Here is a 22,406-nt window from a genome sequence, read left to right as displayed (position 1 = left end):
CAAAATCTGCACAAAGTCTGGCTATAATAAAGAAACGAAGAAGAGTATGCATAGATAAGTTGTTTCTAAGGGTTAAATGATTTTTATTTTAAAATTTATTAGGTGGAAAAGAGGGACTGTCATGAAAAAACAGCTATTTATTCTTGGTGCATCTGTCATTATTGGACTAAGCGGATGCGGAAACGATTCTAGTCATGAAAAGCCTTCAGCTGACAAAAATGAATCCATGCACGATCACTCAGAGATGAATCACTCTAGTTCAGGAGAGGTTCCAAAAGGATTAAAGCAAGCTGAGAATCCAACATATAAAGTTGGAGATAAAGCCGTTATGAAAGCTGATCATATGAAAGGCATGAACGGGGCTGAAGCAACGATTGTTGGTGCTTACGACACTACCGCCTATACCGTTTCGTATACGCTAAAGACCGGCGGAAAAAAAGTGAAAAATCATAAGTGGGTTATTCAAGAAGAAATAAAAGATGCGGGTAACAAGCAGTTAAAGCCAGGTAGCGAAGTAACGCTTGAAGCAGACCATATGAAAGGTATGAAAGGGGCAAAAGCAACGATTGATTCAGCGGAAAAAACAACGGTATATATGGTAGACTACACACCGACTACAGGCGGAAAGAAAGTGAAAAACCACAAGTGGGTAACCGAAGATGAGCTTTCAGCAAAATAGACTGTTAGCAAGAAAAGCCCAAGAATAGATGTATTCTTAGGCTTTTTTTGTTTGCTTCTTTTTTTATGCTTTATAATGATAAATTTCTTACATGATGTATGAAGAAAACTCATGTTTCTTTCAAAAGAAGTTGTGGTATTAAGTAGAATGCTACGGTAATAAAACGAACAAACTACTGATGAAAGGAGCTAGCTATGAGTGAACATACAGTAAAGCGAACAGGACGCACACGATGGTTCATTTCATCTTTGTTAAGCAGTATGATTATTTTAAACTATTTTGATCGTGTAGCGGTGTCAGTGGCCGCTCCTGCAATACAAGATGCATTTCACTTAACGGGAACAGAGCTCGGAATTGTCTTTTCTATTTATACATATTCTTATACGATCATGCAAATACCTGCCGGGAGCTTGCTTGATCGGTTTGGAGTAGCATGGGTAACAAGAGTCGGTATGGTGATTTGGAGTTTATTAACGATGTCAATGGCTTTTTTGCAAGGAAAACTTCTTCTCTATATTGTCCGGTTTTTAATAGGAATAATGAGTGCTTCCGCATTTCCGGCAGCATCAAAAGCTACGTCGCTATGGTTTCCTCCAAACGAAAGAAGCTTACCAAATTCTTTGTTTGATTCAGCAGCCAAATTTTCAAATGTACTTGGCGCGCCTCTTGTAGCGTTTCTCATCACCAAATTTGATTGGCGCACAGCATTTTTATCCATTGGAATTATAAACGTGCTGTTTACGCTGCTGTTTTGGTTTTATTACGAAAAGCCAGAAAAGCATAGACGCATATCAGATGATGAGTTGAAGTATATTCAAGAAAATAATCTAAATGCAAACGATGAGCAAACATCAAAATTTTTACATACCTTGAAAGTATTATTTGCGAATCGAAAAGTTTGGGGGCTAATGATTGGGTTTACAGGCTATGGATATACGTTTAATTTACTGTTAACGTGGCTGCCAACTTTTTTAAAAGAAAAATACGGTATGGATATAATGTCATCGGGCCTGCTTACGGCAGTACCTTGGCTAATTGCTACATTTGCTGGCATTTTAGTTGGCGGGTGGCTTGTTGATTACCTTATAAAAAAAGGATACAACAGTCAAAAAGTATATCGCACGATCATTGTTGTGGGATTATGCTTAGGATTTGTTTTTTTAGGCTCTATTTTCACCAATAGTGTCGTCGTAGCGATGATTTGTATCTCGATTGGACTGGCAGGTATATCTGCAACGGCACCAATCGGCTGGTCTATTTCTGCAGAAATTGCGCCTGCAGGGTCTATTTCCCTTCTCAGTTCTATCGTTAATTTAGCTAATAATTTGTTTGGAGGAATTATAGCTACAGCTTTAACGGGATATCTTTTAGATAAAACAGGTTCTTTTAATCTAAGCTTTATTGTAGCGGGAATTGTCTTGTTGCTAGGCTTAATTTTTTATATTTATGTGCTGGGAGATATTAAACAAATTAAAATTCCAAAAAACCAGCGTACGAAGTAAAACCCCATGACTCGTGATGGAGTTTTACTTTTGATTATAAATAACGACCTTGCTTGTGCGTTTAGTGATGTGAGAAACGCTATTAAGAAGGGAAATAATGTAAATTTGTTTGTTTGAAACATATGATAGAGACTTATTTTAAAATAGAATTGTTAGTATAGCATGTTCTTAAAAAGGTTAAGCTGGTTTTTATGAAGAAACCTTGTGTCTAGTTTTGTTATTTCAGCAGAAGTAGATATGAACCGCACTATAAAAAATAGAAAGGCAGAGGAACATGAATCATAAAGAAAGTGAAAACAATACTGAGTTAAATCAAAGCCATTTGTTAAAGGAGCCTCAGCGCATAGAATTATCTAAGTATCAAATTTTAAAGGCACTAATACCTGTTATTATACTTGGGCTTGTCGTTTTGGTTGCTGTACTACAAAACGATGGTCTTCTTAATTGGATCTAGGCATGTAAAAGGGGTCTGTAACGTACAACAGACGTCGCAATCAGTAGAAATAATGGATTACAACTTAGGCATGCAATAAAAAGAAATTGCATATAGTGTAATTCAAATCGCTTGGATACAGTAGAGGGAAAGAGGGAGATATATGCCAAGAGTAACCGTTTTAGGGTACGGAAGTTTTGAAGTGGCAAAAGGGAAAAAGCTTGTCTTGGCACTCGAAGACAACGGTATAAATATTCTTCATCGGTGCGGCGGGAAAGCTAAATGCACGACTTGCAGAGTAGAAGTACTCGAAGGAGAATATTGCGATTTAACAACCGCGGAGAAAAATGCATACTCAGAAAGTTCAATTGAAGATCATTTGCGCTTATCTTGCCAAATTCGTGTAAATGAAGATGTCACCGTTCGGCCAATACTAACGGTAGAAAGTTCAGGACAAGAAGCAGGACCTCGACCCGCAGAGTAGTCATGTAATTGAAAAAAGCAGCGCGTGGAATGTTCACATGCTGTTTTTTGTATTTTTATCTAAAAAAATAACAAGAACAGCGACGGGGAGTAACAGCTGTTCTTGTTCAAGTAAAATACCTACGGAATGATTCCTTTAAATTTTAGCATTCTGTAAGGCGGGAAGTAAATCACTCAAAAGAGTGATTATAAAGGCTTTTTTCGAACCGTTATCTGTAAATAGATTTAATTGGATTCTTCAATCACATCTCCACTTTTGTAAATATGATACCAGCCTATGGTACCTGATCCCCCTTGATCCATCCAGTCTTTATTTTTTGCTACGAATCTATAGTAAGCTTTATCGTTGTTATCTTTCCGTAAGCGGTCGTCTGTACTAAAGACAATGTTGTCACCGAGTTCTTTTTTACCGAATGTAATAGCCGTGCTGACAGGGAATTGCTTTCTTTCTACCTTGTTCTCATCTAAAGCTGCCCATGTTAAGGGGCCAACAATACCATCTGGAGACAGGCGGTGATCGGTTTGAAATTCTTTTACTACATTTTGCGTTCGCGTACCGAAAATGCCATCAACGGATGTGTTATACTTCACATCCTTTAAGCTTTGCTGTAAGTCTCTTACGTAGCTAGAGTGAGAACCTTTACGAAGCGTAGGCCTCGTTTCTGCTTTAGCTTCAATTTTTTTTGAGTAGGTATCTTTAGCAGCTGCTTCACTAGTTGGAGTGCTGAATGCTACGCATGTTGTTGCAAGCGCAAGAGTAGAAAGTGTGACAAGTGTTTTTTCGTTAACATGAAATAACCTCCTTGTTTTTAGCAACTATTTGTCGCTTTTCATGAGCTTTATAACTAATTAGTAGCTATAAAGTCAATTTATTATAGCGCAGACAATTTTCTATTTGTTTTTATATTCCTATGATTATATAAGATAGTCATAAAAAACTAGTGAAGTAGATAAATCGTTCTATGTTTTCACTATAATTTCATTTTTCTCTGTTACAGTACGGAAGGGAAAAACAGCAGGTTTGAGCGTCTTGTGTACCTGGAGTATGTCTTGCTCTATAACGCTCATAATAAATGAATGAAAAGACTGCAAAGGGAATTTAGATCTCTTTGCAGTCTCTTCATGTTCAAAAGCCCTGCGTTTCAAATAATAACCAGAAAGGAATTATGTGATGTCACCTCTGTATTCCCAGCATATAAGGAATCTTTTTTCGAAGCAAAAGTCTAATAAATTATCGCGTAAACAAATCTTTCTCTATATACTAGGAATTTGCTGTTTGTGTATAGCGCTAATAGTAACGAACCATAATTATTCGCTTTATAAAAAACCGATAGCCGAGGTAGTGAAGGCGAATGTTGTAGAACAAAACAAATCTACTGATTTAAATCGCAACAAAGATGCCGTATATTCTCAAAAAATTGTTGCTAAAATCATGAACGGGAAATATAAAGGAAGGCTTATTCATTTAGAGAATACGTACTCATACTCAGGTGCTTATGATCAAAAGTATACTGTCGGAACAGATCTTTTTGTCTCCTTAGAAAAGAATTCACAGCATGCTTTAAGCGGCACGATTGAAGGAGTGAAGCGGGACACGCAGGTTACCGCTGTCGCGGGCTTATTTATACTAATTTTGCTGGCGATTGGAAAAAAACAAGGTTTTTATTCAATTATCAGCTTACTTATTAATATTGTTCTTTTAATCGGGGCCCTCAATGTATATCTAGCACTAGGGAATGTGAGCTTGCTAGCTGTATGTATTGTTGCGGTCGTTCTTTTTACGGTTATTTCTTTGTTATTAGTAAGCGGTAATAAAGAAAAAACGCATGTAGCAATTATTTCAACTTTAATAGGTACATTTGTTTCTCTATTAATTGCTTACATCGTCATGCAGCTAACAGATTCGAACGGTCTTCATTATGAAGGAATGGAGTTTGTGACGATTCCTCCTCAAAAAATATTTATGAGTGAGGTATTAATCGGATCATTGGGAGCTGTCATGGATGTAGCGATTACCATTACTTCTTCTGTTTATGAACTATATGAAAAGAATAAAGAGATAGCGCACAAAGATTTACTGAAATCGGGCAAGGAAATTGGCGGAGACATTATGGGAGCTATGACGAATATTTTATTTTTTTCGTATATAAGCGGAACAATCCCAATGGTTCTTCTTTATTTAAAGAATGGCTCTCCTTTAGGATATACGTTTTCGATGAATTTCTCCTTGGAGTTAATCCGTGCTCTTACTGGCAGCATTGGCATTGTTTTAACGATTCCAATTACACTCTATCTTTCGATTCTTTTTATTTTTAGGAAGGGGAACAGAAAGTGAACGTTTTACTATTGCTTGCTCTTATTTTATTTATTCTGATGAGTATTGTGGGCGGAAAAAAAGGGATTAGATCTTTCCTTGCTTTGTTCTTGAATTTTGGCGTTATTTTTCTAACCATTCTCTTTATGCTGTCTATAAAAAATACGATTGTTGTTACGTTGATAGCTTGTACAATCATTAGCTGCATTAATTTATTTTATATCAATAAATTCAATCATAAAACGCTTGCTGCGTTTGTTTCAACAATTATTACCTTAGCTGTTTTAGTGTTCTTTATTTTTATTATTGAACATCATGCAATGATTCAAGGATTTGGAGAAGAACAGGAAGAAGAAATTAACGCTTTTTCACTTTATGTTGGCATTGATTTTGCTAAAATAGCCATTTGTACAATTATTATGGGTGCCATAGGAGCGATCATTGATATTTCGCTATCTATTTCGTCTTCTATGAATGAGTTATTTGTTCATGATCCGTCCGTAACTAAAAAAAATCTCTTCAATTCTGGTTTGAAAATCGGAAGAGATATTTTGGGCACCACAACCAATACACTGTATTTTGCCTTTGTAGGCGGGTATTTGACGTTAATTATCTGGTTTAAGAGATTGTCGTATTCGTTTGGAGACATTATCAATTCAAAAACCTTTTGTGCAGAAGTCATTTCTATTTTAAGCGGAGGCATTGGTGTAGCCATTATTATTCCGATTACTTCTTGGATTAGCGCTTCTATTTTCTTACAAAAAAGAGAAAAAGGGAAGCAGTACAAGAAAATAAAGTAGAGAAGCGTATGGACAAATAAAAACAAAAAGTCATAAGAAACTGCCCCTCCAATGGTTAACCATTGGAGGGGCAGTTCAAATTGACCTTGACCTATTTGTGGGATTTTGAGAGGAAACTAGGCGGAGGATGGGAGTTGTAATAGCATTAAGGATTACAATCTGTTTTTCTTACTGATAGATAATGCGAAAAGGCCAAGAAGCAGAATTTACAGGAGAAGCAGCTTTTACAAGGACCGTCTCACCATTAGCTGGAAGCAGATTCTTAAAAGCATAAATTCTGCGTTCACCTCTTGGAGATTCACGTCCTCGAGAGATCTTTTGAGTTATAATATTTCGTTCATTGTTTGGATCAAGTATCCAGTGTACGTACCAAATCTGCCGTAAAAATTGTCTATTTGTACTTTGCGGACGTTCATCAAATATACAGTGATTCACTTGGCCTGTCCAATATAGATATCGCCCGTTTCCTATATGCCATTCATCTCCTGACCGATATCTGATTCCTACACATTCACCCGGGTAGATAACATCGGGGATGTTGTAATGACTTTCTCTTTGACAGCTAGGGTCACTATATTGTGTATAAGGTGTGACTTCTACTTTTTCTAACTGATTTTTTCTAAAATACAAATATTGCTGCGTGACTTGCCCTGTCGTTCGATTTACGGCTCGGTGACTTAGAAGAATACCATTATAGGTCTGTAACTTTGTGTTATCGATGCTTCTTGTAACCGTTAAGGTACCGCCATTTGAGCTTATGACGCCGCCTACTAATCTTCCATTATGAACACAGTACCCGTTTCTGCATGATGAACCGGCATTAGCTCGATATAGAACTCCTACGCATGTCCCACTAGTAATTAGAGTCAATTATATTCACCTCACATTTCAACGTTGTTTATAAGAATAGCTTTCGAAAGTACTTTTCGCGTGAAGTAATTTCTATAGATCATCCGGGCCATATCGATAGGAAGGCTGTGTTTGAATAAAATAGCCATTTCGTACTTGAGCTACCCAGTTTTGAAATATTTCTCTCCATTCAACACGGTTAAAAAACTCATCAAGCGGCTTTGAAGAATCCCATTCAATGATAAAGAACGGAACTACTGATGGATTCCATACGCCTATACTATTGACACCTGATTCTTTGATAAGAAGTAAAGGCAGGCCTCGTTGGTAACCCATGCTTGGCTCTATTTGTAAAAATGGAGCGCCTTCCCATGATGGTGGCGGAGGTGTACCGCCGGGAATATTCGTCATGGTATAATTGGCGAAGACTTGCTGCATATTCACCGCGATCAACCCATAGCTAGAGAGTATCATTCGGCGAACGCTTGTTATCGTTTTATTAGGATATTGCTCTGTATCAGGAAGTGTGCGAGGGAAAAGAAGAGCACGTTCAATTTCATCGATTAAGCGATTAAGAAATCTTGTTTGAGTAGTATTAAGCATAGACGGGTGGCTGAGGAATACAGGGATTTTATAAGCTCTGTCGGCTGTATTTTTTAAAGGGATTTTAGGGGAAGCAGAGGGGGATACTTTATTGTCTCTAAGAGAGTAAGGCTTGTCTACATAATATTTACCATCTTGCGGATTATAATAGGAATAATGTTTTTTAATCGTAATCATCCTTTCTTATTTTTCTCTATATTTTATTCAAATAGACAAAATAAGTATGTATGTTTGTCCAAGGACATTAGTAGCATTTTTACGAGAAAACATACCTATATTATCGTATGCTAGATTTGACTTAAATTAGTAGGAAAAAATAATTTCTTTAAATCAAATCCTTAAACAACTACTAAATCACTTTTTGTTCACTAAAAAATTGTAAATCAGTTAGAAATCAATTATAGTAATGAAGCATTAATACATAAGCCCATTATTATACATCAGCTGAAAGGGAGTAGGAGGTGTTCATTAATGAGTACAAAATCTATAGATAGTATTGAAAAGGCAGCCCACATCCTAAAATTATTGGGGGATAAAACAAGGCTTTCGATGGTGAAATTAATAGAGAACAATGAATGCTGTGTGTGTGAGTTCGTAGGTATCTATCAAGCTAGCCAACCTTCAATTAGTCAACATTTACGAAAATTAAGAGATGCTGAGCTTGTGAAGGAAAGAAGAAAAGGGCAATGGGTTTTTTATTCTCTTAATAAAGAAAGCCAGCACTATGAATTTGTTCTGGGCATACTTGAATCTGTACCAAGTCAGGACAAACGTTTAAAAGAGCTAGAAAAACAAGGACTGCGTATTAGTTGTTGTGAATAATTGGAGGTTTAAAAAGTGGCATCAGTTGTACTAGCATCATTGATTTTTTTAGTAACATTAATTTTTGTCATTTGGCAGCCGAAGAATTTATCAATCGGCTGGTCGGCTTGCGGGGGAGCTATTCTTGCTTTACTGGCAGGCGTTGTTGATTTTCAAGACGTGCTTGAGGTAACCAGCATTGTGTGGAATGCGACTCTTACGTTTATTGCTATTATTATTATTTCTTTAATTTTAGATGAAATTGGTTTCTTTGAATGGGCAGCGCTTCATATGGCTAGAGCTGCAGGAGGGAACGGTGGGCGTATGTTTGTTTACGTGTCTCTTCTTGGAGCCGTTGTAGCAGCGCTATTTGCTAATGACGGAGCAGCTTTGATTTTAACACCCATTGTTTTAGCTATGGTTCGGGCATTAAAGTTCGACGATAAAATGGTTTTTCCGTTTATTATCGCAAGTGGATTTATTGCGGATACAACTTCGCTGCCGCTTGTTGTTAGTAACTTAGTGAATATCGTATCGGCCGACTTCTTTGGTATTAGCTTTTCTGAATTTGCATCACGCATGATTGTTCCAGATTTAGTTTCTCTGTTTGCAAGTATTATGGTCTTGTATGTGTATTTTCGCAAAAGAATCCCTAAGAAATACAATGTAGCAGATTTGCAGAAGCCAGTGGATGCCATCAAAGATGAAAAGATGTTCCGGCTATCTGGAATTGTCTTAGTTTTGTTAGTACTAGGCTATTTAATTGGAGAATTCTTTAGCGTCCCTGTTTCGATCATCGCAGGTATTATCGCTATCCTATTTTTGATGATGGCCAAAAAAAGCCGAGCGGTTCATACAAAAAAAGTGTTACAGGGAGCTCCGTGGGCGATTGTCTTTTTCTCTATCGGCATGTATGTTGTTGTATACGGCTTGCGTAATGCTGGTTTAACAGAAATTCTGGCTGACGTGATACAAGCAACGGCCAGTCATGGACTGTTTGCAGCAACGATCGGTATGGGATTCACTGCGGCTATTCTTTCATCGATTATGAACAATATGCCAACCGTTATGATTGATGCACTAGCAATCGATGCCACACACGCAGCTGGAACAATCAAGGAAGCGCTCGTTTATGCAAATGTCATTGGATCGGATTTAGGACCAAAAATTACCCCGATAGGCTCTTTAGCGACGCTTTTATGGCTTCATGTTCTGTCAACAAAAGGCGTGAAAATTTCCTGGGGAACGTATCTTAAAACGGGGATTATCTTAACGATTCCGACATTGTTTATTACGCTTGTTGGTTTGTATATGTGGTTATTGATTATTTCATAACGCGTGCTAAAGGAGATTTGTTTTAGTCGATATGATAATGACTGTGCCAGAAAAATTCAGATGTGTATCGAAGCTGTAGAAAATGATCTACAGCTTTTTTATTGAAAAATTATAACGGACACTGACACGCTTTTAAAATGGAATATGTATTTCTCATTGAAACTACTTTTCTCCCCATTCATACTCCAACAGCTCTTTCTATGATAAAATAATAAAACTGACTAAGTTTCACATGGAAATTTGAAATGTAAGGTGATTAAATACATGAAGTTAATTATTGCAGAAAAGCCGGATCAAGGATCGACGCTAGCTTCACAGTTCAAGCCGAAGCGTCACGACGGCTATTTAGAGATTCCACCGAATGAAGTGTTTACAGACGGAGCATATGTGACGTGGGCAGTGGGGCATTTATGTCAGCTTGTAAGTCCGGAAGATTATAAGCCGGAGTGGAAAAAGTGGTCAATTGACACGCTGCCAATGATTCCAGACCGTTTTCAATATGAAGTGACGCGCTCAAAAGCAAAGCAGTTTCAAGTGGTAAAAAAATTGCTTAAAAAGCCGACGGTCACAGAAATCATACATGCGGGAGATGCGGGGCGCGAAGGAGAATTAATCGTCCGTAATATCATTCAGCTGTCAGGTGTTCATAAGCCGATGAAACGATTGTGGATTTCTTCTTTAACGCCAAAAGCCATTTATGATGGTTTTCAACAATTAAAAGATGAAAGCGATACGCGCAACCTTTATTATGAAGCCTATACAAGAGCATGTGCAGATTGGGTCGTTGGGATGAATGCTTCACGGGTGTATAGCATTTTGTTAAAAAAGCATGGCATGTCAGATGTTTTTTCAGCAGGACGCGTGCAGACGCCAACGCTTGCTTTAATTGTAAAGCGTGAAAAGGAAATTGATAACTTTAAATCAGAGCCTTTTTGGGAAGTGCTTGCTAAGTTTGATATTGAAGGAAAGAAGTATGAAGGCAAATGGCATCAAGACGGAGAATCACGTCTCAAAGAAAAAGAGATGGCATATAAAATTGCTCAGTTTTGCGAAGGAAAAGACGCGGAAGTTCATGAACTCGTAACGGAGCGAAAAGAGTTCCAGCCGCCTTTATTATTTAATCTATCATCACTTCAAGCAACGGCGAATAAAGCGTTTAAGTTTTCACCTAAAAAGACGCTTGATGTGCTGCAAGGGTTGTATCAGAAAGGAATTGTTTCTTATCCGAGATCAGACTCAAACTACGTAACAGAAGGTGAAGCAGAAACGTTTCCTGAGATTTTAGAAAAGCTGAGCGCTTTTTCTGAATACGAACATTTATTTCCGCTTCCGTACTCTTCAATTCTAGGAAATAAGCGCTATGTAAATGCAAAAAAAGTGAGTGATCACTATGCGATCATTCCGACGGAACAAGTGAAGGACCCGAGCAAACTGTCAGGAGACGAACAGAAAATTTACGACTTAGTCGTAAGAAGGCTAATTGCAGCACACTATGAAAAAGCGATTTTTGACTATACAACCATTACGACACTCGTGGAAAAGCGAGCCGCCTTTATTTCAAAAGGAAAGCAGCAAATTCAAGAAGGCTGGCGCAAAGTAATTTTTCAAAATGAGAAAGACGATGATGTTATCCTTCCGAATGTCCAAGAAGGTGAAGAAGGTAAAGTTGTTAAAGTAGACGTAAAAGAAGGTAAAACACAGCCGCCAAAACGCTACACGGAAGGTCAATTGATTACACTGATGAAGACGGCGGGTAAGCATTTAGATAATGACGAGCTTGAGAAGATTTTAGCAAAATCAGAAGGCTTAGGGACGGAAGCTACGCGCGCTGGAATCATTACAATGCTTAAAGATCGTAAATATATTGATGTGAAAAAAAACCAAGTATTTGCGACTGATAAAGGAAAGGTATTGATTGACGCGATTGGAGATAAAATTTTAGCTTCTCCAGAAATGACGGCTAAGTGGGAGCAGCGTTTAGCTGAAATTGGTGAAGGAACAGCATCAGCCGCTGCCTTTATGGAACAAACAAAGAAGCTGTCAGCTAAAATTATCGAAGATGCTGTCGAAGCAGAAAGCAAGTGGAACTTCAGCGGATACGATACTGAATCCATTCAGCGAAAAGGTAAGGGCAAAGGTAAAGGTTTTTCTTCTAAATCGTTTGGTTCATGTAAGCTTTGCGATGGAAAAGTAGTCGATAAAGGCTCCTTTTACGGATGCTCAAACTATGCAAAAACAAAATGCACGTTTACCGTATCAAAAAAGATTTTAGGTAAAACAGTCACGCAGGCTAATTTAAAAAAGCTGCTAAGCGAAGGACAGACAGATTTGATTGAAGGGTTTAAAAAAGGTGATAAAACCTTTAACGCTAAGTTAGAATGGAAAGAAAATAAAGTGCAGTTTTTATTTGAAAAATAGAAGGATAAAAAGCGCTTGCTAAAGAGCAAGCGCTTTTTGTATGTAAAAAACAGGAGTTTTCCAGCCTTTCTAGAATTTCTTACATAGTTATTTATGCAAAGGATGAGATTGATGAAACGAACGAGTAAAGGGATGATTCCGTTTTGGGATTATATAGGTATTGAAGAAAAGCTGCTTGAAAAAGGATATGCGGAGTTAAAAATCACGATTCAGCCGCAGCTTCTGCAGGGAAGAGGAACGGTTCATGGAGGCGTTATTGCTACGCTTATCGACGCGGCGGTTGGTTCAGCTGTGCGGTCTTCTCTTTCTGAAGAGGAAAGTGCCAGTACAGTTGAGTTAAAAGTAAATTACACAAGGCCGGGTATAGGTGATTATTTAGTTGCTAAATCTACACTGTCTCACCGCGGCAAAACGCTTGCTGTTGGAGAAGTGAAAATTGAAGACAGCAGCGGCAAGCTTGTTGCGCTTGGCAGTGCAACATATATGATTTTTTCAGCAAAAAAAGCTTAGGATTCTAAGCTTTTTTTGCTGAATTCAGCTGCTGACTAATACATGCAATAATTGTTTTATAATAAGCTTCGGGATGAGGAGCAAATTCACTTTTATGTGCTGTACGGTGGATAGGCTCTTTTTCATTTGTTATCCCTTCAACGATAAGTTCTGTTTGATTTCCAAGCCATAGTTCGCAAAAGTTAGAAAAAGGTGCTTTTACAAGTCCTGATACTTCTTCTTGCTGCAACGTAAAAGCACTAAGAGGATAAGAGTTGTGGTATAAAAATATGTGTGCAAATTCTTTATCAATATAGTGCGGCTGAGATACTTCGTATTTAAAGACATCTAAAGGAAGCAATTCATCAAATGAAATGTTGACGCCGAGCTCTTCGTGAATTTCTCTTACACCGTCCTCAGCGGTTTCTGTATGAAGCAAATGTCCGGCAGCTGTGATATCAAGCGCGCCGGGATAATCTTGTTTTTGTTCGCTGCGAATTTGGAAGTAAATATAGTCTGTATCATTTTCGCGGCTGACAAACCAGCAGTGAAACGCTTCGTGCCAATAGCCTTTTTCGTGAACTTCTTTGCGAGACGCTGTTCCTATGCGATCCTGTTGGTCGTTAAATATGGTTAACACTTCATCGTTCATCATAAGTCCCCCAATTTGTTTCCTACTTCTTTCTACTCTAACCTGCCGTGAAAGGTATGTAAATAATGGAAGATGAAAATCTGCTTTGATACGTACAAATATGCACAAAATAAAAGATACATCAATTTTAGTAAAGAAGGTGCATGCGTTGAATCATTGGATGGAAGTAGTACTTCGTTCAGTGTTGATTTTACTTGGTTTGTTTTTTATTACAAAGCTGTTAGGTAAAAAACAGTTATCCAAACTTTCTTTTTTTGAATATATCGTTGGCATTACAATTGGAGATATTGCAGGAACAATTTCAATGGATGTAGATTTACAGGCAAGTCATGGCGTAGTAGCAATTTTAGTTTGGGCATCATTTCTTATTGTTGTCTCAAACATATCGTTAAAAAGCATCACCTTTCGAAAAGCGGTGGAAGGCACGACAACGATCCTCATTAAAGAAGGAAAAATCCTTGAGGAAAATGTAAAAAAAGAAAAATATACAGTAGATGAGCTCATGGAGCAGCTTCGGAAAAAAGACATTTTTTATGTGGAAGACGTCGCTTTTGCCATGCTGGAAACAAACGGCGAATTAAGCGTGCTGTTAAAAAAAGAAAAGCAAAACGTTACGAGAGAAGATTTATTAATAAAAGGAGAGGCGACACGATTACCTCAAACGATTATCATGGACGGAAATATAATGAAAGAAGCGGTTCATGAGCTGGGATATAGCGTAGCGTGGGTTAAAGAGCAGCTTAAAAAGAAAGGTGCCAAAGTCGATAAGGTATTTTTAGGGCAAGCAGACTCAACAGGCCATTTGTATCTTGATTATTATGAAGACTGAGGCTAGGACAAACGTATTTTAGCCTAAGTGAAAAACGAACCACTAATCAACATGTTGATTAGTGGTTCGTTTTTTTGTGATGGTAAGTATAGTTTTATCTGTTTCGTTCCCCCTAGCAGTTGATTGGAGGGCAAGGTGAAGACTCCTACGGGAAAAGCGGATCAGGTGAGACCCCGCAGGAGCGCAAGCGACGAGGAGGCTCAGCGGCCGCCCGCGGAAAGCGAAGCCTTGCACGAAAATCAACTGCGGTGTCACAAGCAGTCCAGCTCATGTATCTCATTTGTTCGCCTTTAGGCTGGATTCATTTCGTTATATCTCAGCCTCAGCGGGGATCTACTTCTCGTTCAGATTTTATGTCGATGACTTTAAGGCTGTCTTTTGGTGCTTTAATATCTTTACTTGCAGGCGCTGCTTTTTTATTTTCTACCCAGTCTACTAACAAATCAAAAGATTGATGAGCATATGGAAGCAGGGGCTGAAGCTCTTGATTTGGATCCGTTTGTTTATTCCACACTAAGCTATCAACGTGATTTCCGTTTTTTACGGTATAAAGGCGATGAAGATTTGCCTTGCCAGCTTTTTTAACGAGTTTTTCATAGCCTTCCGCGTGAATAGACGGGAAGATAAGTGAGTCGAGAGAGCCGGTCATACTGATAAGAGGTACATCGATATCACCTGTATTTTCTACTTTTGCTACATTTTCTTTTACGCTTTTTGGTCGGGTTTGGTAGCGATAATTTTCAAAGATGTAGTCCCATGAGCGGTCCCGTAGGCCTGATGAAGTAAAGTTTAAGTAGTTGTGCCAGTTTGTTCTTCCGGGAGCTGTTGGATCAAAGTGATCACGGTAAATATTTAAAGTGATCGCCCAGTACACTTGATCATGATAATTCCATAGTTTTTCTGATCCTTTCGGAAGGCCGGCTTTATACATTTGTTTAATCGCTTTTTTCTGCTCTTTTCCCGTTCCGTACAGCGCTTCTTCTGCGTTGTTGACAACAGGTGTTAGTGAACTGATTAAATTTGGCGCTTTTGCACTCCACAATACGCCTTCCCAATCGACGCCTCCATCAAATAAACGAGGCTCTTTTGTTTGTTTTGGATCATCGTGCTCAAGTGCGTATCTGACGACATATCCACCGTTTGAAATGCCAATTGCATATGTTGGTACTTTATGATCGTTTCGAATCAAATCGCTTGCAGGGTTTTTTCGATTGGCCGGGTCGATTAGTTTGTCCGAATAATGAGTAGTCAGATATTGCTGGGCTGCTTTTGTCATTTGGCGATAGCGCATATTCCATTCTGCTACGCTGTCGTCTTCATTGGCAAGTGCATTTTTTACTTTAGCAAAAGGATCGGTAGGATCACTTTCTCCTTGTGTTCCTTTATCAATTGCAGCAAACGCATAGCCCTTTTTAAGAACGTAATCGCTGAATAATAAATCGATGGACGTTTCGTTACGCGTAGCAGGAATGCCTGCTACCACAAGTTTTCCATTCCAGTTATCAGGAACCCGGATGACGAACTGAGCGTCTTCAAAAATTCCATTTACTTGCGTTCCTTTAACCGCAGCTGGCTGATTGATTCGATACCAGCCTGATTCATTTTCAGCTTTTCCCCAGTTATAAGGAGTAAGCCCGATGTTTCCATAGAGCGTAGCCTGCTGATATTGAGCCGGGTTTTTAGTCGTCAGCCAGTTCCCGTTCGCTCCGTCAAAATAGGTTTCTGCTGATTGATCAGCATTTGGAATTACATTTGTTTTGTTAGCAGCTTCAGCAAGAGATCCTGAAGCGGAAAAACAAAGAGCAGCAGAAAAAGTAAACGCTATCATTTTTCGTTTCACGTTTTTTCCTCCTCATAAAAATACTCATACCTTTTAAGTAAATTCCATAAAAAAGAAAAATGTCCTGTTTTAAAATCAATTTAGAAGAAAGTTTTTTCGTTTGTTACTAAGCTGTTTTTGTCTAACAAACAGGTAAAGTGCATCCAATTCTCTAGTTTCTTTTTAGGCTGCTTATATTATAATGAAACAAGGATTAAAAAAGACAGGGTAAAACAATCGATTAAATAAGTATAAAAGAAGGTAAGGGAGTAGGTCTATGAGTAGCTTTAACAGTCAGTTTTTGTATTCCATTACAATTATTCTATTGGGATACATACTAAAACGAACAAACCTCCTTCAGCAAAAAGACGGGGAAGCGTTAGCAAGAATTATTTTTAATATTACAATGCCTTGCTTGATTATCGTTACATTCAGCAGTATTAAAATTGATGGATCGCTTATTTTACTGTTAGTTATTGGGATTGTCTATGGCTTGCTGTTAGCTGCTGTCGGAGTTTTTGTTTTTCGAAAAGATGAGCGAAAAGTGAAAGGTATGCTAACGATGATGATTCCAGGGTTTAATATTGGAATGTTTGCTTATCCGTTAGTAGAAGGCATTTGGGGAAAAGAAGGGCTTAAATACTTTGGTATGTTTGATGTCGGAAATGCTTTTGTTATTTTTGTTTTATGCTATGTAATTGGCAGCTACTATTCAGGGGATGATATTGACATTGAATTTAAAAAGATTTTATACAAAGTATTAAAATCGATGCCGCTTCTTACCTATGTAATTATTTGTCTTCTTGCGATTATAGGTATTCATTTACCAGCATATGTATTAGACGTCTCAGGTATTATCTCTAAAGCGAATATGCCGCTTTCTCTTTTGCTTTTAGGCGTATATTTAAATTTTTCGTTCCAAAAAAGCTACTTGAAAAAAATTATCATGTTTTTAAGCATTCGCTATGTGATCGGACTTGGCGTAGGAATTGCGCTGTTTTTCTTGCTTCCATTTGAAGATATGTTCCGGTATACAATCTTAGTTTGCTTCATTCTACCCGTAGCGGGATCAGTTTTACCTTACGCAGTAGAATTCAAATACGATCAAAAATTTGTCGGAACCGTTTCAAATATGACGATTCTGCTGAGCTTTTTGCTGCTGTGGGGAATGACAAATATTTTAATGTGAATAACAAAGGACGCTCGCACTTGTGAGCGTCCTTTTTGATGAAAAAAGGATATTCCCAAATAAACAGAGGTAAGCTAGGAGAAGAGAAAATCCATCATACATACAACCTGACGGGAGGAAAAAACGTGGAGTCCTTAACTTTTGTTTTATTTGGCGCAACGGGTGATTTAGCAAAAAGAAAAATCTTTCCCGCTCTTTATAATTTATTTACAGACAAAAAGCTCCCTGATGCTATTTCTATTATTGGATCAGGGTACGAGCAGATGTCTCATGAGGATTTTAAAGAGCGTGTAAAGCAATCTATAAACGATTTTTCGAGACGAAAAATGGAAAGTAACGAAGAAGAATTTTTGTCCCTTTTTCATTATCAAGCAGTAGACGCAAGCAAAACAGAAGATTACAAACAGCTATTAAAGGTTGTGAATGAGCAAGAAACAAATCAAGGAAGTAAAGGAAATCGTTTGTTTTATTTGTCCGTAGCACCAGAATACTTCGATGTAATTGCTCTGCATATAAAAAAAAGCGGCTTGGATCAAACTGGAGGCTGGAAGCGTCTTATGATTGAGAAGCCGTTTGGACATGATCTTGCTTCAGCAAGAGAGCTTAATGAAAAGCTAAGCAGTACGTTTAAAGAAGAAGAAATTTATCGAATTGATCATTATTTAGGTAAACCGATGGTACAAAATTTAGAAGCGCTTGAATTTACGAACCCCGTCCTGCAATCGCTGTGGAATAACAAACACATTGCAAATGTGCAAATTACGGCAAGTGAAACAGTCGGTGTTGAAAATCGTGCAGGGTATTATGATCATACAGGGGCCATACGTGACATGATTCAAAATCATATGCTGCAGGTTCTCATGATGACAGCTATGCATCTTCCAAAACGAATTTGCTCAGAAAACATTTTAGAAGAAAAGCAAAAAGTCATGGAGTCACTAAGAAAAATCCAAGCGGAAGAAGTAGCTCGCGACGTTGTGCGGGGACAATATGGAAGCGGAGAAATTGATCACAAATCTGTTAGAGGATACAAAGAAGAGCCCGGCGTAGAAGGAGACTCTAAAAATGACACGTTCGTAGCAGCTCGCTTATGGATTGATAATCCATTTTGGAAAGGTGTTCCTTTTTATATTCGAACGGGCAAGCGAATGAAAGAAAAATCAACTCGTATCGTCATAGAATTTAAAGATTCTTTAAAAGGTCTGTATGAAACTCCTTATGATAAAGTAGCACCAAACTTATTTATTATTGAAATTAGCCCAAGCGAAAACGTCGCTTTGCAGCTTAACAGCAAAAATCCATTAAAAAATGGCGTTATTGAGCCGGTTCGTATTACGTTTTCAAGGGAAGAAGAAAGTGTGCCGGAGGCATATGAACGAATCATTTACGACGCATTAATCGGCGACTCCACATTTTTTGCGCATTGGAAAGAAGTTGAGCTATCTTGGCAATGGGTGCAGCCTGTATTAGATGCATTTGAGGCTGACATGCTGCCGCTTTATGAATATCCATCCGGTTCACAAGGCCCTGAAGAAGCGCAAAAATTAGTTGCACAAGAAGGCTTTAAATGGTGGCTCGATGACGATGAGCATGGGGAAGCACCTGGAGTGTTTTTGCCAATTTGAAAAAAGCGCCTCTTATTTTAAAGAGGCGCTTTTGATGGTTAAACGTTTTTGTAAATGAACAAGATCATGATGTAAATGTTTTTGCATATGTTCAACAGCTTTTAAACTGCGTTTTTTCATAAAGGTGAACACTTGTTGATGATCATCTAAAATCTCAGCAGCTCGTCCTTTGCCTTTAAAATTAAGCACGCGGCAAAAATAAATCAATACATTTACGCTATCAAGCTGTTTTTTTAAATGTTTATTATGACTGTATTGAAGAATCAGCTGATGAAAACGTTCATTTAGTTCGATAAGCCTAGAATCTTCGGCTCCTTGCTTTATTTCTTCAGCCGTTCTTTCTAACAGCTGCTCAATGAAAAGAGCTCTTCATCGGAAGCGCGAGTGATACATAGCTCAACGGCTAAAGACTCTAAAGCGGTACGGATTTGGTAAATTTCTTCTACGTCTTCAGTAGACAGTGAATAAACAATAAAGCCTGTTTTTTGATCTGCAACTAAAAGGCCATCTTTCTCTAATAAACGCATTGCTTCTCTTATGGGAGAGCGGCTGACCCCAAATGCTTTAGCTAGCTGGGTTTCATTGATTCGCTGACCCGCTTCATATTCACCGTTCACAATCATTTGCTTAATTTTTTCATAAAATTGAAGATAGTATGGTAACGGCTTATGTAAATCAAAATTATTCATTGATATACCTCGTTTATTTATAATCATTTATTTCCTAATTATAATACGCTTGTTCATAAGAGTCATAATAATTTTGAATTTTTGAAGAGAATGAATATATTCAGAATTTTCTTGATGAAAGCGTTATTTTTACGTATAATCAAATAGATCATATCAGTCGACGGTCGACCGATAATTTTTTACATAAAAGACGCAGGGGGATTTTTGATGAAAACGTTAGAAATAGCTAACATACCAGGAGATGGAGTAGGGAAAGAAGTTGTTCCAGCGGCGGTTAGAGTTCTTCATACGATTGCAGATATTCACGGAGGAGTAAAATTTGAATTTACAGAATTTCCTTGGAGCTGTGATTATTATTTGAAGTATGGACAAATGATGCCTGAAGATGGGCTAAAACAGCTTCAGGACTTTGACGGAATTTTTTTAGGAGCCGTAGGAAATTTAAATCTTGTGCCAGACCACGTGTCGCTATGGGGTCTGCTCATTAAGATTCGTCGAGAATTTCAGCAGGTAATTAACATTCGTCCGGCCAAGAGGCTAAAAGGCATTGCATCTCCACTAACGAACCCAAAAGACTTTGATTTAATCGTTGTTCGTGAAAATAGTGAAGGGGAATACAGTGAAGTAGGAGGCCGGATTTATCAAGGAGAAGATCAAATTTCGATTCAAAATGCGGTTTTTTCTCGAAAAGGAACAGAACGAGCGATGCGCTATGCATTTGAATTAGCTTCTAAAAGAAAAGCAAGGGTTACAAGCGCAACGAAGTCAAATGGAATTGTTCATTCCATGCCGTTTTGGGACGAAGTGTTTCAAGATGTTGCAAAGAGTTATTCGCATATTGAAACAGACTCACAGCATATCGATGCGCTGGCGGCTTTTTTCGTCACAAATCCAAGTCGTTTTGATGTCATTGTGGCAAGCAATTTATTTGGAGATATTTTAACAGATATCGGAGCTGCTATTATGGGGAGTATCGGCGTTGCTCCTGCTGCAAACATTAATGTAAATGGAAGATATCCTTCGATGTTTGAACCGGTGCACGGGTCTGCACCTGATATTGTCGGAAAAGGAATTGCAAACCCAATCGGACAGATTTGGACGGCAAAAATGATGTTGGATCATTTTGGTGAGCAAGAATTAGGCAGTCATTTGTTAGAGGTTATTGAACAAGTCACGGAATCGGGAATTGTTACACCAGATGTTGGAGGCAGCGCAACTACTAGTGAAGTAACGGATCAAATTATTTCTCATTTAAAGAAGTGAAGGTTCTAAAAGAGGCTAGGACAAAAGAATATTAGACGAAGTGAAAAACGAACCATGAATCAAAGTGTTTGATTCATGGTTTGTTTTTTTGTGGTAAACGTAGGTTTCATGTGTGTAGGTCTTTCTAGCAGTTGATTGGAGGATAAGGCGAAGACTCCTACGGCAAAAGCGGAGCAGGTGAGACCCCACAGGAGCGTATGCGACGAGGAGGCTCAGCGCCGGCCCGCGGAAAGCGAAGTTTTGCATGGAAATCAAAATCGATAAATACATGTTGACACTTACATATATGAACCCTATAATAGTTTGAGTTAATATAATTCGTATACATATTATTTCTGGACTATGCTTTAGTTTGTTTTAATAAATAGGTACGAATGAAAAGATAAAAGGAGGAAAATCATGCAGAAATCGAAATTATGGACAAAAGATTTTTTAGCGGTCTCACTGACTAGCTTTTTTGTTTTTGTCATTTTTTATATGTTAACTGTCACATTGCCGCTGTTTGCAACAGATGAACTTCATGCAAGCAAACAAAGCCTAGGGCTAATTGTGACAATCTTTTTAGTGTCCGGTATTGTGTTCAGGCCGCTAGCCGGTAAGTGGATGACAACATTAGGACAAAAGAAAGTCCTGTTAATAGGTGTCTTCATCTTTTTAATTGGTTCTATTCTATATATGAATATCCACTCATTATCAGCGCTGCTGCTGCTTCGTGTGCTTCATGGTATTGGTTTTGGAATGAGCACAACTGCTACAGGGGCAATTGTTGCAAATGTAATCCCAGAACAGAGAAAAGGAGAAGGGATGGGGTACTATGCGACGTTCATGAACTTAGCGATGGTAGTGGGTCCGTTTGTAGGATTAACGTTAACAAATAGCTTGAGTCATACAGCGGTCTTTACCGTTGCGGTTGTATCTTCTGTTTTAGCAGTAGTATGCAGTCTAGTACTTCGTGTACCCGAGGTGCAAGCTTCTTCTGCAACAAATGAAATACAGCCAGCTAAAGGTCTTGCGGCGTTTTTTGAATACCGTTCGCTGCCTATTTCTGTTGCTGGCCTTGTGGTAGCTTTTTCATATGCAAGTGTTATTTCGTTTGTGTCTATTTATGCAAAAGAAATGGGCTTTACGCAAGCTTCAAGCTTTTTCTTTGTTGTATACGCGGTGTGCTTATTAGCTTCTAGACCTTTTACTGGAAAATGGTTTGACCAATACGGAGAAAACAGCGTGGTATATCCATCAATTTTATCTCTAGCTATCGGTATCTTTTTGCTTAGCCAAGCGACAACAAGCTGGGTATTTTTATTAGCTGGAGCATTGATTGGATTAGGCTTTGGAACGATTACATCAAGTTTTCAATCCATTGCTGTAAAAAAAGCTTCTCCTCATCGCCGAGGTGTTGCCACAGCTACGTTTTTTGTGTTTTTTGACTCTGGAATGGGCTTAGGGTCCTTTTTGCTAGGTATTCTGTCCACAGCAGCCGGGTACAAAGGAATGTATATGTTCTGTTCCATTATTGCTCTTTTAGCTATAGCAGTATACCTTGTATTGCACGGCCGAAAAAGCCAGAAGCAGCGTATTATTTCTCAAAATGAGTCATTAGGAAAATAACATAAATAAAAAAAGACGTGCTCTTT

20 protein-coding genes and 1 pseudogene are annotated in these 22,406 nt (G+C 38.3%); 14 read left to right on the top strand and 7 right to left on the bottom strand.

Annotation, left to right across the window (positions count from 1 at the left end):
• Positions 1-121: 121 nt before the first annotated feature.
• The 3 genes from N178_RS00110 (at position 122) to N178_RS00095 (ending at position 3,098) form a co-directional block, all read left to right on the top strand.
• A complete protein-coding gene (locus tag N178_RS00110) occupies positions 122-679 on the top strand; it encodes a YdhK family protein (protein WP_045289442.1) in 558 nt (185 codons plus the stop codon).
• A 194-nt stretch (positions 680-873) separates the two neighbouring features.
• Complete coding sequence (locus N178_RS00105; RefSeq protein ID WP_045289440.1) at positions 874-2,181, top strand: MFS transporter; 1,308 nt, start codon at positions 874-876, stop codon at positions 2,179-2,181.
• Between the two features lie 596 nt (positions 2,182-2,777).
• Positions 2,778-3,098: a 2Fe-2S iron-sulfur cluster-binding protein gene (locus tag N178_RS00095; protein WP_029714556.1), complete on the top strand. Its 321-nt coding sequence runs from the start codon at positions 2,778-2,780 to the stop codon at positions 3,096-3,098.
• Positions 3,099-3,322: 224 nt separating this feature from the next.
• On the opposite strand, the gene N178_RS00090 is transcribed toward N178_RS00095, so the two are convergent.
• The gene (locus tag N178_RS00090) at positions 3,323-3,913 is read right to left on the bottom strand and encodes a peptidoglycan-binding domain-containing protein (RefSeq protein ID WP_045289436.1); all 591 of its coding nucleotides are present in this window, start codon (positions 3,911-3,913) and stop codon (positions 3,323-3,325) included.
• A gap of 526 nt (positions 3,914-4,439) precedes the next feature.
• Here N178_RS00090 and N178_RS00080 point away from each other — a divergent pair.
• Together N178_RS00080 and N178_RS00075 are read left to right on the top strand one after the other, a co-directional pair.
• Positions 4,440-5,432 (top strand): YibE/F family protein, encoded by a 993-nt coding sequence (locus N178_RS00080; RefSeq protein WP_045289881.1) that lies wholly within the window; start codon positions 4,440-4,442, stop codon positions 5,430-5,432.
• Positions 5,429-6,211, top strand: coding sequence for a YibE/F family protein (locus N178_RS00075; RefSeq protein ID WP_045289433.1), 783 nt, complete (start codon positions 5,429-5,431; stop codon positions 6,209-6,211). The genes N178_RS00080 and N178_RS00075 overlap by 4 nt, the downstream gene beginning before the upstream one ends.
• 168 nt (positions 6,212-6,379) lie before the next feature.
• On the opposite strand, the gene N178_RS00070 is transcribed toward N178_RS00075, so the two are convergent.
• Entirely contained in the window at positions 6,380-7,081 is a 702-nt protein-coding gene (locus N178_RS00070) for a hypothetical protein (RefSeq protein ID WP_045289431.1), read from the bottom strand.
• A gap of 72 nt (positions 7,082-7,153) precedes the next feature.
• On the bottom strand, positions 7,154-7,663 hold the full coding sequence (locus N178_RS00065; RefSeq protein WP_052942366.1) for a hypothetical protein: 510 nt from the start codon (positions 7,661-7,663) through the stop codon (positions 7,154-7,156).
• Positions 7,664-8,134: 471 nt separating this feature from the next.
• On the opposite strand from N178_RS00065, the gene N178_RS00060 reads away from it, so the two are divergent.
• The 4 genes from N178_RS00060 (at position 8,135) to N178_RS00045 (ending at position 12,727) form a co-directional block, all read left to right on the top strand.
• Positions 8,135-8,485 carry an ArsR/SmtB family transcription factor gene (locus N178_RS00060; RefSeq protein ID WP_045289429.1) on the top strand — a complete coding sequence of 117 codons (351 nt, stop codon included), beginning with the start codon at positions 8,135-8,137 and terminating at the stop codon, positions 8,483-8,485.
• Between the two features lie 15 nt (positions 8,486-8,500).
• The gene (locus tag N178_RS00055; protein WP_045289427.1) at positions 8,501-9,799 is read left to right on the top strand and encodes an arsenical efflux pump membrane protein ArsB; all 1,299 of its coding nucleotides are present in this window, start codon (positions 8,501-8,503) and stop codon (positions 9,797-9,799) included.
• A 264-nt stretch (positions 9,800-10,063) separates the two neighbouring features.
• Positions 10,064-12,217: a DNA topoisomerase III gene (locus N178_RS00050; RefSeq protein WP_045289425.1), complete on the top strand. Its 2,154-nt coding sequence runs from the start codon at positions 10,064-10,066 to the stop codon at positions 12,215-12,217.
• 111 nt (positions 12,218-12,328) lie between these two features.
• The gene (locus N178_RS00045; RefSeq protein WP_028413673.1) at positions 12,329-12,727 is read left to right on the top strand and encodes a PaaI family thioesterase; all 399 of its coding nucleotides are present in this window, start codon (positions 12,329-12,331) and stop codon (positions 12,725-12,727) included.
• Positions 12,728-12,731: 4 nt separating this feature from the next.
• On the opposite strand, the gene N178_RS00040 is transcribed toward N178_RS00045, so the two are convergent.
• Positions 12,732-13,361 (bottom strand): NUDIX hydrolase, encoded by a 630-nt coding sequence (locus N178_RS00040; protein ID WP_052942361.1) that lies wholly within the window; start codon positions 13,359-13,361, stop codon positions 12,732-12,734.
• A 136-nt stretch (positions 13,362-13,497) separates the two neighbouring features.
• On the opposite strand from N178_RS00040, the gene N178_RS00035 reads away from it, so the two are divergent.
• Positions 13,498-14,187, top strand: a complete 690-nt coding sequence (locus N178_RS00035; protein WP_237758366.1) for a DUF421 domain-containing protein — start codon at positions 13,498-13,500, stop codon at positions 14,185-14,187.
• 145 nt (positions 14,188-14,332) lie between these two features.
• Here N178_RS00035 and N178_RS27715 read toward each other — a convergent pair whose 3' ends face one another.
• Both N178_RS27715 and N178_RS00030 read right to left on the bottom strand, forming a co-directional pair.
• Complete coding sequence (locus N178_RS27715; protein ID WP_272946302.1) at positions 14,333-14,458, bottom strand: hypothetical protein; 126 nt, start codon at positions 14,456-14,458, stop codon at positions 14,333-14,335.
• A gap of 51 nt (positions 14,459-14,509) precedes the next feature.
• Entirely contained in the window at positions 14,510-16,027 is a 1,518-nt protein-coding gene (locus tag N178_RS00030; RefSeq protein WP_045289418.1) for a peptide chain release factor 2, read from the bottom strand.
• Positions 16,028-16,283: 256 nt separating this feature from the next.
• Between N178_RS00030 and N178_RS00025 the strand changes: the two genes are divergently transcribed.
• Entirely contained in the window at positions 16,284-17,195 is a 912-nt protein-coding gene (locus tag N178_RS00025; protein ID WP_045289416.1) for an AEC family transporter, read from the top strand.
• Between the two features lie 125 nt (positions 17,196-17,320).
• Positions 17,321-18,820 (top strand): glucose-6-phosphate dehydrogenase, encoded by a 1,500-nt coding sequence (gene zwf / locus N178_RS00020; RefSeq protein ID WP_045289415.1) that lies wholly within the window; start codon positions 17,321-17,323, stop codon positions 18,818-18,820.
• 12 nt (positions 18,821-18,832) lie between these two features.
• Here the strand turns inward: zwf and N178_RS00015 are convergent.
• A pseudogene (locus N178_RS00015) lies at positions 18,833-19,509 on the bottom strand (GntR family transcriptional regulator).
• Between the two features lie 207 nt (positions 19,510-19,716).
• Between N178_RS00015 and N178_RS00010 the strand changes: the two are divergent.
• Positions 19,717-20,772: a tartrate dehydrogenase gene (locus tag N178_RS00010; protein WP_045289413.1), complete on the top strand. Its 1,056-nt coding sequence runs from the start codon at positions 19,717-19,719 to the stop codon at positions 20,770-20,772.
• A 399-nt stretch (positions 20,773-21,171) separates the two neighbouring features.
• Positions 21,172-22,380, top strand: coding sequence for an MFS transporter (locus N178_RS00005; RefSeq protein ID WP_045289411.1), 1,209 nt, complete (start codon positions 21,172-21,174; stop codon positions 22,378-22,380).
• Positions 22,381-22,406 lie beyond the last annotated feature (26 nt).

The sequence above is a fragment of the Priestia aryabhattai B8W22 genome (genome assembly GCF_000956595.1).
Classification (GTDB): Bacteria; Bacillota; Bacilli; order Bacillales; family Bacillaceae_H; genus Priestia; species Priestia aryabhattai.
Note: the sequence above shows the minus strand (reverse complement) of the source record. Positions and strands in the feature narration are given on the sequence as shown.